Source organism: Shewanella sp. VB17 (genome assembly GCF_013248905.1).
Taxonomy (GTDB): Bacteria; Pseudomonadota; Gammaproteobacteria; order Enterobacterales; family Shewanellaceae; genus Shewanella.
This window is the reverse complement of record NZ_JABRVS010000001.1, coordinates 899,129-913,665: the sequence shown is the minus strand read 5'-3', so window position 1 is coordinate 913,665 and position 14,537 is coordinate 899,129. Positions and strand designations below refer to the sequence as shown.

The following is a 14,537-nucleotide window of genomic DNA, read 5'->3' as shown; positions in this document are numbered from 1 at the left end:
GATACCATCAGCAACATTTTACAACAGTACAGGTAATTATAAATATCATGAACATTTATAATAAATATAATAAAAAAAACAAATAAAAATCAACAAAGCCAATTTACCAACAATTAACGGGCAAGATATACATGTTTCAAACAATAAATTACAAACTAACAACCTACTTTTTAAATTAAACCTAACAATGATAAAAATTACTTTTCTCATCAATTGATATTAATAGCCTTGCATATCTTTAATCTTAGATATAGCATTACCATTCATACATATCTAAGTACATTTGATATTAACAAAATGCTATTCCCTCTGAAATCACATTGATTAAAGCCAGTTCAATGATAAAGGAGTAATTAAATTTGTCATTATGTTATCCATCTTGCCCCATTCGCGTGAAACTGGCGGATAAAACAAACCATACAGTGACAAGAGTTGAATCTGAACAATCAATATCTTCAAGTTGTTCACTTACTCTTTCTATTATAGCTGACCATGAAATAGATGTTAATAAAGTGCTAGGGAAAACACTTGAGGTTACATATGAGCAACCTACTGATACGCAACTTTATCAAGGAATAGCTTCTAGTATTGAATTGATAAAATTTGATCGTTATTACCACTATAGGATCTGTGCTTGTGACCCGCTGTCATTATTAGCTTATCGTCATAACCGTAAAATTTTTCAAAAAATGACGACTAGAGCAATTTTAGATGACATTTTTAATGGTTCAGGCTTCGGACAATATTTTCATTTTTCGACTGCAGGTAATGGGACAGAACACGAATATTGTGTCCAGCTTGACGAAACGGATCTGCAGTTCTCTCAACGTTTACTCGCCAGTGAAGGCTGGCATTATCACATTGAATATGACAACGATACATACAAACCGTACGTCGTCATTGGTGATTCAAATCAAAAATTTAAAACAAATAAATTAGCTACTATTGCTTATAAAGCTGGCACCAAAGAGGCTCAACAGTTCTCCATTAACAATTGGATCACTGAAACCCGCATTGGGAGCAGTGCAGTCTCTTTAAGTGATCACACGCAAGAACAATCAGAAACATTTAGCAGTGGGGAGAAAAAAAGCGTCTTTCGTCATAATCCTTCAGAATTTACCGCGACCCACTTTGGCCTAGGTATTGAAAATAAAAATGCTATTCGTTCAGCAGCAGAGCGTCATATTCAAGCACTAGATTCTGATCTTTCTATAACTTATGCGGAATCCGATTTAGCTGCATTATCATGCGGAACAAAATTCAATCTTAAAAATCATCCCGTTGCTAAGAGTAATCAAGAATATCTAATCACAAAAATATACTTCCTTATAGAGTGTGAAAATAACAAAAAAACATCGATTTATCATAATAAATTTACCTGTATCCCGACAACTTCGACTTATAGACCGCAACTAATCAATAAACCACGGGTTCATAGTGTACATACTGCATCTGTCACGGGGCCAAAAGGTCAAGAAATATACCGGGATAAACTAGGAAGAGTCACAGTTAAGTTCCATTGGGACTCTCAAGGTAAGGAAGATGAAAATGCATCATGCTGGTTACCAGTCTCTCAAAGCTTAGCCAGTAAAGGCTTTGGCAGTCAGTTTACTCCACGTGTTGGTGATGAAGTATTGGTTCAGTACATTAATGGAGACCCTGATAGACCTGTTATTGTGGGTTCACTGTATACCAAAATAAATACCACACCTTATGCAGAAGCAACACAAAGTGGAATTAAGACACGAACAAGCCCCAAAGGAAATAGTAATCAGGGCAACGAACTTCGCTTTGACGATAAAAAAGATAAAGAAGAGTTACTACTTCATGCCCAAAAAGATCTCACTTTCAACACCAACAATGATCACAATTCAGCCATTAAAGGAAAAAAAGAGACTCTGGTCGATAAAAGTATTTCTTTAAAGGCCAAAGAAGAAATACAAATAACATCAGATAAATCTCTGCAATCAACCAGCAAAGATAACTGGTCTGCAACCAGTGATAAAAGCATGGCCCTTGATGCAAAATCTGCCGTAACTATTGATGGTGACACCATCACACTTACAGGTAAAAAAAATATTGAGTTAAAAGTCGGTGGCAGCAGTATCAAAATAACCTCAAGTGGAATAACCCTTAAAAGTAGTTCAATTAAACTCGATGGTGCAACAGTTGACATAAAAGCATCAGGACAAGCAAAAATGAGTGGAGCCTTAATTAAAATCAAAGGAGATGCCACAGCTGAAGTAAAATCAGCACTCCTAACCCTTAAAGGCGATGTCCAAACAACAGTAAAAGGAGGCGCTATGGTTCAAATTCAAGGAGGAATAGCGAAAATTAATTAATGACATTATTAAAAATCCCCTATCAATCAGCACATGAAATTTTAGATCTTTATACACCAGAAAAATCATTTATGCAGCTGGCTAAAGATCATATGCTGCCACAAGAGTTGATAGAAATTGCTTTTAAAAGCGAATTATTTGCAGAGGCTGTGACGTATTTGGCACACGCCTTACCTTTACGTGAAACTATTTGGTGGGCATATTGCTGCGCAAATAGCCGTGTTGATTGGAATGATGCAGAATCCGACGCAATAAAAGCAACAAAAGTTTGGGTGCACATGCCAGATGAAAAGAATCGACGTTTTGCAGAGAAAATGGCCAATAAGTCAGGATTAGAATCTGGCGCAGGATGGGCTGCACAAGCTGCATTTTGGAGTGGAGGAAGTATCACACAACCTGATGATCCTATCGTGCCGCCACCTCCCTATCTATATGCCCAAGCGGCGGCAGGTTGCATTAGCCTTACAGCCATTTTGCCTGATGGTAGTAAAGCTAAACCACGATATCGTCAATTTATCGATATTGCATTACATATCGCCAAAGGCGGAAATGGAACAATTTAGGAGAATATATGTTACCAGCAGCACGTGGAACAGATATGCACATATGCCCAATGCAAACACCAGCACCAGTACCTATACCTCATATTGGCGGCCCTATCTTGCCTCTGCCTACCACAGTATTAATTGGCTGCTTACCTGCAGCAACTTTAGGGCAAATGTGCATCTGCGTTGGACCACCTGACAGTATCATAAAAGGCAGTGCAACCGTACTCATCAATAATAAGCCCGCCGCTCGAATGGGAGACAGTACCGCCCATGGTGGCACCATTGTAATAGGCATGCCAACTGTGTTGATTGGAGGTTGAATAGCGTTAGCTCATTACAATTTAAAAACGCAAATATGAGTTTTAGTCAAAAAAACAGGTGATCAATGTGCCTGAAGTTAAATAAACTAAGAGAAAAATATTATGCAATTTATTGGATATCATGGAACAAGTGAATCATCTGCACAAAACATTTTACATACAGGTGTACGTCGTGAATGCCTACCAGCAACAGGACAAATTGGTCCAGGTTTTTATATTGCCAAAATGAAGGGGGAGCTGCCTGAATGGGGAGCAACTCAAGCGACCGAACCAACACGGCGTAAACTTTGGCTATGGCAAACAATAATAAGCCGTATTACTGGTGAATATCATAACCCGTTTCTGCCAAATAATGCGAAGAGAACTATTCTCAAGGTCTATACAACTAAGCCTCTACTGCAATGTAAATGGAATTCAATGAACCCCGTTGATTTGTCAGCGATGAATATGATGTTAAATGAGTCTAAGCAAGATCGCCGCCAAGCCCTGAATGATTTTTTTATGAATCGCTCACAGTGGTTACAAATGGTCATTCCACCCGAAGAGTTAACATATCTTGTTATACGCCGAGATGACAACATAGCAACGGTAACAACGAATTGGTATTCAAAAGAAAGCCCAGTATAAAGGGATTAATCTTACACCCTATAAAAATTAGCTAAATATATTATCGCTAGTTCTCTATCAGTGGCAACACTTGTATGTGGCACAGTTACATACGCTTATAAGATGAATGATCAAAACACAATCAATAAGAATGATAACACTAGGCATAACGAGTTCTGGCTTCACACTTGCAATACATTAACGTCATCGCCAATTGAAAAATGAAACACTGTTGAATTTCATACTAATCCAAGACATGCCACAATTTTTAATCATAGAGAAAACCATTTAAGAATATAACTCCAACAAGATTTAACCTAGTTACAGCGAGCTATTTAAGTGTTTCTATGCCTGTTCCAGTAGCAAATTGATGCAATTTAGTCTTTGATCTTAAAATATAATGTATATAGAATCAACCAATGACAGCGCTGTCAAAATGTTAGTGGTATATAAAATTCACATATAGAAAACATAATAGTACCGAGTTAATAATTTACTACATTGCAGCACAAATTTTTTATTAAAAGATATCTTTGCTTATATTATCAAACCAGCGGTAACGTTTGATAAAAAAAGGTTATTAACTAAATTAAAATATTTACAAACACCTATCGTATTTTAATTTACATCAAAACAGAGCAACTACCTGTATGTCAGGTTATTAATGAGAAATAATATGCCGAAAGATATAAATAAAATAGTGATGAGTTTTTATTCTACAAATTCAGGGGCAAAAGAAATAAATACTTTTTCCCGTAAGCGGACAAATGGAGACCGTCAACCTAATTTTAAAGTAACAGATAACCAAGGTTCCGCCTGTAGTACCGTTGCATTCTTGCATTCTGATTCAGAATATTTAAAAGCTAATATAAAAACTAAACAAATATTATTTGAAAAATTTAAATCTGTCATTACTTCGAATGAAAAAAAATATCCATCCATATCTACTTTTTATAGAGGCGCTCGTTCTAATATACACCCTATCACCTATTACAAACAGGGTGACTACATTACTAACAAATACTTTACTAGCGCCACGAAAGAGATGCGTATTGCTACTGAGTATATAAATGGGACATATATGAAAGCTGATGATAGAGCTAAATATGGTTGCTCTATCCTTTATCTGATACAACCTAAGAAGATATGTAAAATCAATGACTATGAAGATGCCTTTGTCATCAATGCAGATAAAAAATTTCAAGTAATGAATCTTGAACGTAAGAGTCATTATGTCATCGTTACGTTACGAGAGACCTCTAAGGCTGGAGGTAATCTAAAAAATATGCTTTAAACCCGACCAAAAAACATGAATGTAACATCTATACACAAAAAAATAAATTACACCTAAAAATCTAACTAAATCACTGATGATGTTTAAAAATCATTAAGGGGTATTAAAAATGCCAGTAGCCTTTGAAAAATATACAGCAAGTGCAGGTGTGCCCAGCGGGCACGTAATGAAATTTCAACATATTTGTCGGCAAGAAAAGATCGTTATTGTATCACGAGAACTCAACCCACTCTGTACTGATTTACTGCTTGATGGTTATGATGCTAAAGGCTTTCATATCAAAGCAAAAACCTGCGATTGGGGACCAATGGCAGGTTTTGTACCCGACAAGCCTAGCTATACCAAAGCAACTCAAAGTATAGAAAAACAAGAAAAAGAAATAAACAATTGTAAAGCAAATGGAGTAAAGTCTACTGCTATTATGATTTCCGAACAGCGCATATTGGACTTAAAAAATGAACACATCATTTGGGAGACAATAGGCAGCACATTCGATGAAAAAAAGGTTGCATGTAAAAACAGCAGAACGGGTCAAGATGAACATTTTACATTAAGAAGAGTCGACCAACTCTGGGCAATATATAATGCTGAAAATAGCCCTGTTCACGGCTTAATTAATCCTGGAGCATCCACTCAAGACTACAAATCTGCAGTATGCGGCGATTATGATTTATGGGGGATCTTCCCTCATCATGGCCAAAAGCACATTAGCGTCGCAGACAGAATGATGCCACTTAAAGCGACCTTGCCGCAAAATGTTCACCCAAACATAAAAAAAATCGCTGCTGCGGGTGGATTTATATTTGAGTCAAAGAAACAAATGGCCGCTATCGCAGATAGCAAAGAAGATGCCCACTCGGGCAATCTTACACCTTACGTCAGTAAAATAAGAAATATGATCAACAATACATTTCGAGGTGCTATCAAACCTGTCGTAATGCACAGTGATTATTGTGGTAACCCGTTTGGGGACATAGACTTTCCTCTTATCTTCTTTATACCCAATGAGCACTATAGAGTTGCTAACAACATAGGAGAGTTACGGGAACAGCTACATACATTGGAAAATAAAGGGTACAAAGTGCAATCAGCCCTAAATCCTTCATGGAGAATTCCCAACTATACTATTGCCTGAAATACTATTACGTAAATATAAACATATAAAAAAGCCGCAATAAATGCGGCCTTTTTTATATCAACAATATGTTGCAATGTGTGTCTTCACTTCCTCAAAACTAGAACGGAATATCGTCATCCCACCCATCATCAAGATCTGGGGTAAAATTTTGCTGTGGTTGAGGTGCTGCGCGCTGTTGTGGTGCAGTCTGTGGTTGAGGTGTATAAGCAGCAGCTGCTTGTACTGGTGGTTGATAAGCCGCTTGTTGTGGAGCCTGTTGTTGAGGCTTAGGTGCGTAACCACTTTGCTGTGGCGCTTGTTGTTGAGGCTTAGGTGCGTAACCACTTTGCTGTGGCGCTTGTTGCTGAGGCTTAGGTGCATAACCACCTTGCTGCGACGCTTGTTGCTGAGGCTTAGGTGCGTAACCACCTTGCTGTGGAGCGTGTTCCTGAGGTGCATTATATTGCTGAGGCTGATTTTGCTGCTGACCATAATCACCTTGCTGCTGAGCGCCACCTTGACCACGACTATCGAGCATCTGCATCTCATTAGCATTAATCTCAGTCTTATACCTATCTTGACCGGTAGACTGATCTTGCCACTTGCTGGTTTGTAATTTACCTTCAATATAGACCTTAGAACCTTTCTTAAGGTACTCACCAGCAACCTCTGCTAGGCGACGATACATCACAATATTATGCCATTCAGTACGTTCTTGTGGTTGACCTTGTTGGTCTTTCCAAGACTCACTCGTCGCCACTGTAAAATTGGCAACGGCATTGCCATTTGGCATATAACGAACTTCCGGGTCTTTACCCAAATTACCGACCAAAATTACCTTATTGACACCACGACTGGCCATTGAAATCTCCTGAGATATACTAAAAAATTACGATAAATTTTACGCCAATTCCCTGCCAAAAGACACGAAATAAAGGCTAACTGACAGAGCCTAACACAGCTCGCGCTTCTCTTAAATCGAAATGCTCATCTACTTTTAAATAAGCCACCTTCTCTTCTAACACCACTATCGCCTCAGCGACACCGGTCAGTTGAGATAATTTCGTGGCCATGGTCTTCGCCTGATCTTTACCTTCTACTTTAGCTTCAAGGGTATAGCTTTTAAGTAGCACTGGATTTTTCATGCCTAAGGTGAGTAATAACCAGATAGTCATCAAAACTAAAGCGACCGAAAATACCCCAGCAGCCCCCACAAGCTGATAAGCACCACCGCCTAATATACCACCACAAAATGCACCAAGAAACTGACTGGTCGAATAAACGCCCATTGCAGATCCCTTATCACCCACAGGACAAAATTTGGCAATCAAACTGGGTAATGAGGCTTCCAGATAATTAAAACCAGTAAAAAATAGCACCACGGCAATGCTCAACACCACTAAGTTATTGGCAAAGAGCGCCATGGAAGCTAATGCCAACATCATAATAAGCAGTGACACTTGAAAAGTCGCCTTCGTATTCTTCTTTTTCACTCCGATAATAATCAGCGGCACCATCAAGAAGAATGCTCCGATGAAAGCTGGAAAATAGAGCATCCAATGTTTTTCTTTCACTAACCCCGCATCAACGAGATCGAGCGGTAACGCAACAAATACAGCCGTTAGTACCAAATGTAAAATAAAAATCCCAGCGTCTAAGCGAAACAATTGCGGATCGGTGATCATGGCTTTTAACTTAGCGGGGGTAGCTAAAGTGTCGCCTTTCGGCGCTTGAGATATCGGGTTTGGCACCAACACCTGCACAATCAACATGCCTACAACGGCTAAACCAGCAGTCATAGCAAACAAGCCAGATAAACCAACATACTGAGCCACAATGGGGCCGACAAGCAATGAGAGTGCAAAAGAAAAACCAATACACATGCCGATGATAGCCATCACTTTCGTTCTCTGCTCATCACGCGTCAGATCCGCTGCCAGTGCCAATACTGCAGCAGCAATCGCTCCCATTCCCTGTATGGCCCGACCTGCAACCACCCCATAAATGGTATCTGAATTAGCAGCAATAAGACTACCGATCGCAAACATAAATAAACCAATTAAAATAATCGGTTTACGACCAAACTTATCCGATAATATTCCCATTGGGATCTGTAAAACAGCCTGTGTCAGACCGTATGCACCAATCGCGATCCCCACCCACAAAGGTGAGAAACCTTCCAGATGTTGCCCATATAATGCGAAAACGGGCATGATCATGAATAAGCCCATCATACGTAAACCAAATACACTGGCTAAAGAAAACGCGACTTTTGTCTCAATTCTTGAGAGTCCGTTATTGGCCATGTTCCGCCCTGATAGTGAGTATATAAATAAGTCATGTATGGTACCACGAAGCCATTAATTAGCTCAAAAGGAAAATCAAAATAGTCGCCTAAAATAGTTTGAACTGAAAATTAATGGCTTAAGATAGGTTAAAGATGAGTTACTTTTATTAAGACCTGATCCAATTTTTGTGCGATAATCGATCTCTTTTTTATTCGGCATAGAGAGACAGATGGACAAGATTGAAGTTCGTGGTGCCCGCACCCACAATCTAAAAAACATCAACCTGACAATTCCTAGAAATGAGTTAATTGTGATCACAGGATTATCAGGATCAGGTAAATCATCTCTGGCATTCGATACCCTTTATGCCGAGGGACAGAGGCGCTATGTTGAATCGCTTTCAACCTATGCTCGTCAATTTTTAAGTTTAATGGAAAAGCCAGATGTCGATCATATTGAAGGCTTAAGTCCTGCCATTTCTATTGAACAAAAATCCACATCACATAATCCTAGGTCCACCGTCGGAACCATTACCGAAATCTACGATTATCTTCGACTACTATTTGCCCGTGTCGGTGAGCCACGTTGCCCAACACACGGCCAACCTTTAGCCGCACAGACCGTTAGCCAAATGGTCGACAAAGTGCTGGAACTCCCCGAAGGCAGTCGCCAGATGTTACTTGCCCCAGTGATCAATAACCGTAAAGGCGAGCATGTAAAATTACTCGCGAGTTTATCAGCTCAGGGCTTCATTAGAGCCCGAGTTGATGGTGAAGTCTGTGATCTCACCGATCCTCCAGAGCTTGAACTCCACGTAAAACACACAATCGAAGTCGTGGTTGACCGATTTAAAGTACGTGATGATATTAAACAACGTTTAGCCGAATCGTTTGAAACCGCGCTTGAATTGTCTGGCGGAGTAGCCACCGTTGCTAATATGGACAACGATAGTAAAAATACAGACGAGGAACTGCTGTTCTCAGAGAATTTTGCTTGCCCACAATGTGGTTATTCGATGGCGGAACTTGAACCAAGGATCTTCTCATTCAATAACCCCGCTGGCGCTTGTGGCACTTGTGATGGATTAGGAATACAACAATATTTCGATCCAGAACGTGTGATAGTCAATGATGAACTATCCTTGGCAGGAGGCGCTATTCGTGGCTGGGATCGACGTAATTTCTATTACTTCCAGATGCTGAGCTCTCTAGCCGAACATTATAAATTTGATGTTGAAAAGCCCTTAATTCAACTCTCCGCAGAAATAAAAAAACGGATCCTTTATGGATCAGGCACCCAAAGCATTGCTTTTAAATACATTAATGACCGTGGCGATGTGGTGGTACGCAACCATCCCTTTGAAGGGATCCTTAATAACATGGAGAGGCGTTACCGCGAAACAGAATCAAATGCTGTCCGTGAAGAGCTGGCCAAATTTATTAGTACCCAGTCTTGTCAAAGCTGTAATGGCTCACGACTACGAGAAGAAGCGCGTAACGTGTTCATTAATGACCTTAATATGCCAATATTAACCCAATGGTCTATTGGTGAAACCATGGAATACTTCTCTACACTTAAGCTCTCAGGGCAAAAAGCTCAAATCGCTGAGAAAATCCTTAAAGAAGTGGTCGATCGCTTAGGCTTTTTAGTCAATGTCGGTCTTAATTATTTAAGCCTGTCTCGTTCTGCTGACACACTTTCAGGTGGTGAAGCTCAGCGGATCCGGCTCGCAAGTCAAATAGGGGCTGGTTTAGTCGGGGTCATGTATGTGCTTGATGAGCCTTCCATCGGTCTCCATCAAAGAGATAATGAGCGTTTACTTCAAACCCTTATTCACCTGCGTGATATTGGTAACACTGTGATCGTCGTTGAACACGATGAAGATGCGATTAAAATGGCCGACCATATTATTGATATTGGTCCAGGTGCAGGTGTGCATGGCGGCGAAGTGATCTGTGACGGCACATTAGCGGACATTCTCAATTGTGAGGCATCCATAACCGGCCAATACCTCTCAGGTAAAAAACAAATTCATGTCACTCAAGATCGTGTTAATTATGATCCAAATAAACTGATTGAACTTTTTGGTGCCAGTGGTAACAACCTAAAGGAAGTAGATCTGCAGATCCCTGTTGGTTTATTTACCTGTGTGACTGGTGTATCAGGCTCAGGTAAGTCCACCCTGATCAACGATACCTTTTACAAGATAGCCCACCGCATGTTAAACGGTGCAACCGTTGATGAGCCAGCCCCTTACCGTGAAATTAAAGGAATGGATCATTGTGACAAAGTGGTTGATATTGATCAAAGCCCAATAGGCCGGACTCCACGATCTAATCCAGCAACTTATACCGGAATTTTTACCCCAATAAGAGAACTGTTTGCCGCAACGCAGGAGTCTAGAACACGCGGTTATAAGCCTGGCCGTTTCTCCTTTAACGTAAAAGGTGGACGCTGTGAAGCTTGCCAAGGCGACGGTCTGATTAAAGTAGAGATGCATTTTCTACCCGATGTTTATGTGCCTTGTGACGACTGTAAGAGTAAGCGCTACAACCGTGAAACCTTAGAAGTGAAATATAAAGGAAAAAGCATCCACGAAGTATTAGATATGACAGTTGAAGAAGCCAGACCTTTCTTCGATGCCGTACCTGCTATTGCCAGAAAGTTGCAAACTTTGATTGAAGTCGGCCTCTCTTACATCAACTTAGGTCAAAGTGCGACCACACTGTCAGGCGGTGAAGCTCAGCGAGTAAAATTAGCCAAAGAGTTATCTAAACGAGATACAGGTAAAACCTTGTATATTCTCGATGAACCCACTACAGGTTTACATTTCGCTGATATTCAACTCTTACTAGACGTGCTGCATAGATTAAAAACTCACGGTAACACCATTGTGGTTATCGAACATAACATAGACGTCATCAAAACCGCCGACTGGATTATTGATTTAGGACCCGAAGGAGGCGATGGTGGGGGGACAATACTGGTGACTGGCACCCCAGAGCAAGTGGCAGAACATGCAGAGTCCCATACTGCGCGCTTCCTTAAACCATTAATCAATATTCACTAAATATTAGGGCAAAGAGCTGTATTTTATAGATCAATACGTGAGCTATTTATTAAAATAGCTCACTAATATCCTGACTCAAAACGACTAACAGGTATTTTAAGCTAACCTCGGTCTAAGTAAGTCCCCTGGACTCGATTTTAACACAGCCCATCAGCAACATATAAAGCGATGAGTGGTATCGAAAAATCCCATTTTTAGCCACTGTAGACCAATTTAAGTAGCAAGGGGGAATAATAAACAACTTACAAGGATGGATTATTCAATAAATCAGAATAATAAATTACAATTTTATAATGCAACATACTAATTATACTAAAATTTTAAATTAAGCTGCTTAATAAATCTATTTAGGCATTATATTTGATTGGTAATACCAATTGCACCCTGCTATAATTATCTGCTATTAGTAATTTTTGTTGCGGGAAGTCGACACGGGGTTGATTTTCTGTCTATAAATATAAGTGCATTGTCTGCACTTTGTTATTCCACAAGGCTACAACCCATGTCATCCGAAGAAAAAACTTTCCGCGAACTCGGTCTTTCCGAGCCTTTGTTGCGTGCTCTTGACGAACTAGGCTATGAAAAGCCTACGCCTATTCAGGCTGCAAGTATCGACCCTCTTATGGCCAATAAGGACATACTAGGGCAAGCACAAACAGGTACCGGTAAAACAGGTGCCTTTGCTTTACCGCTATTAAATAAAATTGACACCAATACCAATTCTCCACAAATTTTGGTACTCGCACCAACACGTGAACTTGCAGTTCAAGTTGCTGAAGCATTTGCGAGCTACGCTAAATTTATGAAAGGTATGCATGTACTACCAATATACGGTGGTCAAAGTATGCAGCAACAGCTTAACTCCCTAAGACGTGGACCTCAGATCATTGTCGGTACTCCTGGCCGTGTTATGGACCATATGCGTCGTGGTACGCTTAAGCTAGATACCCTTAAAGCCATGGTGCTTGACGAAGCTGATGAAATGCTAAAAATGGGCTTCATCGATGATATCGAATGGATCCTAGAGCACACCCCTAAAGAGCGTCAACTTGCTCTTTTCTCAGCAACTATGCCTGAGCAAATTAAGCGTGTCGCTAACAAATACTTAACTGACCCTGTTCACGTTAAGATTGCCACAACAACGACAACGGTTGAAACCATTGAACAACGTTTTGTTCAAGTTTCACAACACAATAAACTTGAAGCCTTAGTCCGTGTTCTTGAAGTCGAGAAAACCGAAGGTATCATTATTTTTGTGCGTACTCGTAATAGTTGTGTTGAACTGGCAGAAAAATTAGAAGCGCGCGGCTATGCGTCATCACCACTGCACGGTGATATGAATCAACAAGCTCGTGAACGTGCTGTTGACCAGCTTAAACGTGGTAAATTAGACATTATTATCGCAACTGATGTTGCCGCTCGAGGTTTAGACGTAGAGCGTATTGGACACGTAGTTAACTACGATATTCCATATGATACTGAAGCTTATGTTCATCGTATTGGCCGTACAGGTCGTGCTGGTCGTACAGGTATGGCGATTTTATTCGTGACTCATAGAGAAATGCGCATGTTGCGCACTATTGAACGAGCAACGAAAAGCCGCATCTCACCAATGGATGTCCCTAGCCCTGAAACTGTGACTGAACGTCGTCTTTCTCGCTTAGGTGAGCAAGTATCAGAGATCATCAGCAAAGACTCGTTAGATTTCATGAAAGGTGCTGTCGCTCAACTTTGTCAGCAACTAGAAGTGGATACTGATATTCTTGCAGCAGCATTATTGCAGCAAGTTCAAAAAGATCGCCCTCTACAGTTACCGACCATTAACGAACGCCAGCGTGATAGTCGCGATGATCGTAACACACGAGATCGTAACGACAGTGGTTCAAGAGATCGCCCACGTCGCGATCCACGTCCAAACCCAAGTAATTTGGGTAAAGCTGATGCATTAAAAGACAATCCAGACGTTAAGATGAACCGTTACATCATCGATGTCGGTCGTGATCATGGTGTTGGTGTTGGTAATATCGTCGGTGCAATTGCAAACGAAGCGAATATTGATAGCCGTTATATTGGTCAAATCCAGTTATTTGATAATATGACTACCATTGATCTTCCTGATGGAATGCCAAAAGACGTACTGGGTCATCTGCAAAAAGTCCGTGTTTGTGGTAAGCCACTCAACATACGTGACGCTGAAGGTGCAGAACTCCCAACAGGCGGTGGAGATAAACGTCCATCATCACCACGTCGTCCACGTAAACCATCAGGTGACAGACCTTCTGCTAATGCAGAAAGAAAACCACACCGTAAAGGTTCAGCGCCAAAAGAGAGCTAATGACCTCTTAACACGATAAATAAAAAAGGAGCCTATGGCTCCTTTTTTATTTTATCACGTTGATTTAATCACTAAAATTGATAGCTCGCAAACAAACTATGACCATTAAATGAAGGATTAACACTGTAACGATTACCATTAGACATATGCACATAAGCATAACCAAATTGCCATTTGGAAGAAATTTGATAACTTGATCCTATTTTTCCAAAAAATTGCCATGGCCCACCATAATCTTTGTAAGCTACACCCTTCTCCCCGAACTGATAGTCATCGTGCCACTGAGTCCCGCCCTCTACAAAAAAATTAATATGATCAGTAAAATAATATCCGAAACCTAATCCTCCTCCTAAAAAATTTCCCCTATCATCATCAGTAATTATCTGACCTATATTGGCAATAGGATAGATAAAAAGTGAATGATTAAAGGTCTCTAAGGTAAACTGATGAAGGTAACTGCAATCAAGTATATTAACATTGATATTTTGTTCTGATGTCGGTTTCGATGCTGAACATCGAAAAGCATTATCAGTAGTATCGGCATGTAAATCTGTAATAACAAACAAAGAAAAAATTAATAACAGCGTATGAATGATAAATTTATCCATGTACTCTCC

At 40.1% G+C, this 14,537-nt stretch carries 11 protein-coding genes; 8 read left to right on the top strand and 3 right to left on the bottom strand.

The features are described 5' to 3' along the window. Positions 1-359: 359 nt before the first annotated feature. The 6 genes from HQQ94_RS03870 to HQQ94_RS03845 all read left to right on the top strand — a co-directional run bounded on the left by HQQ94_RS03870 (position 360) and on the right by HQQ94_RS03845 (position 6,245). Positions 360-2,342: a type VI secretion system Vgr family protein gene (locus tag HQQ94_RS03870; RefSeq protein WP_173293183.1), complete on the top strand. Its 1,983-nt coding sequence runs from the start codon at positions 360-362 to the stop codon at positions 2,340-2,342. Beyond that, a complete protein-coding gene (locus HQQ94_RS03865) occupies positions 2,342-2,905 on the top strand; it encodes a DUF6931 family protein (protein ID WP_173293182.1) in 564 nt (187 codons plus the stop codon). Before HQQ94_RS03870 ends, HQQ94_RS03865 begins: the two co-directional genes overlap by 1 nt. Positions 2,906-2,913: 8 nt before the next feature. Beyond that, positions 2,914-3,210, top strand: a complete 297-nt coding sequence (locus tag HQQ94_RS03860) for a PAAR domain-containing protein (protein WP_173293181.1) — start codon at positions 2,914-2,916, stop codon at positions 3,208-3,210. Between the two features lie 102 nt (positions 3,211-3,312). After that, positions 3,313-3,837: a hypothetical protein gene (locus HQQ94_RS03855; RefSeq protein WP_173293180.1), complete on the top strand. Its 525-nt coding sequence runs from the start codon at positions 3,313-3,315 to the stop codon at positions 3,835-3,837. Between the two features lie 655 nt (positions 3,838-4,492). Continuing rightward, positions 4,493-5,110, top strand: coding sequence for an ADP-ribosyltransferase domain-containing protein (locus HQQ94_RS03850; protein ID WP_173293179.1), 618 nt, complete (start codon positions 4,493-4,495; stop codon positions 5,108-5,110). A gap of 109 nt (positions 5,111-5,219) precedes the next feature. Then, positions 5,220-6,245 (top strand): anthrax toxin-like adenylyl cyclase domain-containing protein, encoded by a 1,026-nt coding sequence (locus tag HQQ94_RS03845; RefSeq protein WP_173293178.1) that lies wholly within the window; start codon positions 5,220-5,222, stop codon positions 6,243-6,245. 100 nt (positions 6,246-6,345) lie between these two features. On the opposite strand, the gene HQQ94_RS03840 is transcribed toward HQQ94_RS03845, so the two are convergent. Both HQQ94_RS03840 and HQQ94_RS03835 read right to left on the bottom strand, forming a co-directional pair. Continuing rightward, a complete protein-coding gene (locus HQQ94_RS03840; RefSeq protein WP_173293177.1) occupies positions 6,346-7,089 on the bottom strand; it encodes a single-stranded DNA-binding protein in 744 nt (247 codons plus the stop codon). A 76-nt stretch (positions 7,090-7,165) separates the two neighbouring features. Beyond that, the gene (locus HQQ94_RS03835; RefSeq protein ID WP_173293176.1) at positions 7,166-8,533 is read right to left on the bottom strand and encodes an MFS transporter; all 1,368 of its coding nucleotides are present in this window, start codon (positions 8,531-8,533) and stop codon (positions 7,166-7,168) included. A gap of 211 nt (positions 8,534-8,744) precedes the next feature. Here HQQ94_RS03835 and uvrA point away from each other — a divergent pair, with 211 nt between their 5' ends. Together uvrA and HQQ94_RS03825 are read left to right on the top strand one after the other, a co-directional pair. Next, positions 8,745-11,585, top strand: a complete 2,841-nt coding sequence (uvrA, locus tag HQQ94_RS03830) for an excinuclease ABC subunit UvrA (protein ID WP_173293175.1) — start codon at positions 8,745-8,747, stop codon at positions 11,583-11,585. Between the two features lie 502 nt (positions 11,586-12,087). Next, a complete protein-coding gene (locus tag HQQ94_RS03825) occupies positions 12,088-13,920 on the top strand; it encodes a DEAD/DEAH box helicase (RefSeq protein ID WP_173293174.1) in 1,833 nt (610 codons plus the stop codon). A 71-nt stretch (positions 13,921-13,991) separates the two neighbouring features. Here the strand turns inward: HQQ94_RS03825 and HQQ94_RS03820 are convergent, their stop codons facing one another. After that, positions 13,992-14,528: an acyloxyacyl hydrolase gene (locus HQQ94_RS03820; RefSeq protein WP_173293173.1), complete on the bottom strand. Its 537-nt coding sequence runs from the start codon at positions 14,526-14,528 to the stop codon at positions 13,992-13,994. Positions 14,529-14,537: the final 9 nt, after the last annotated feature.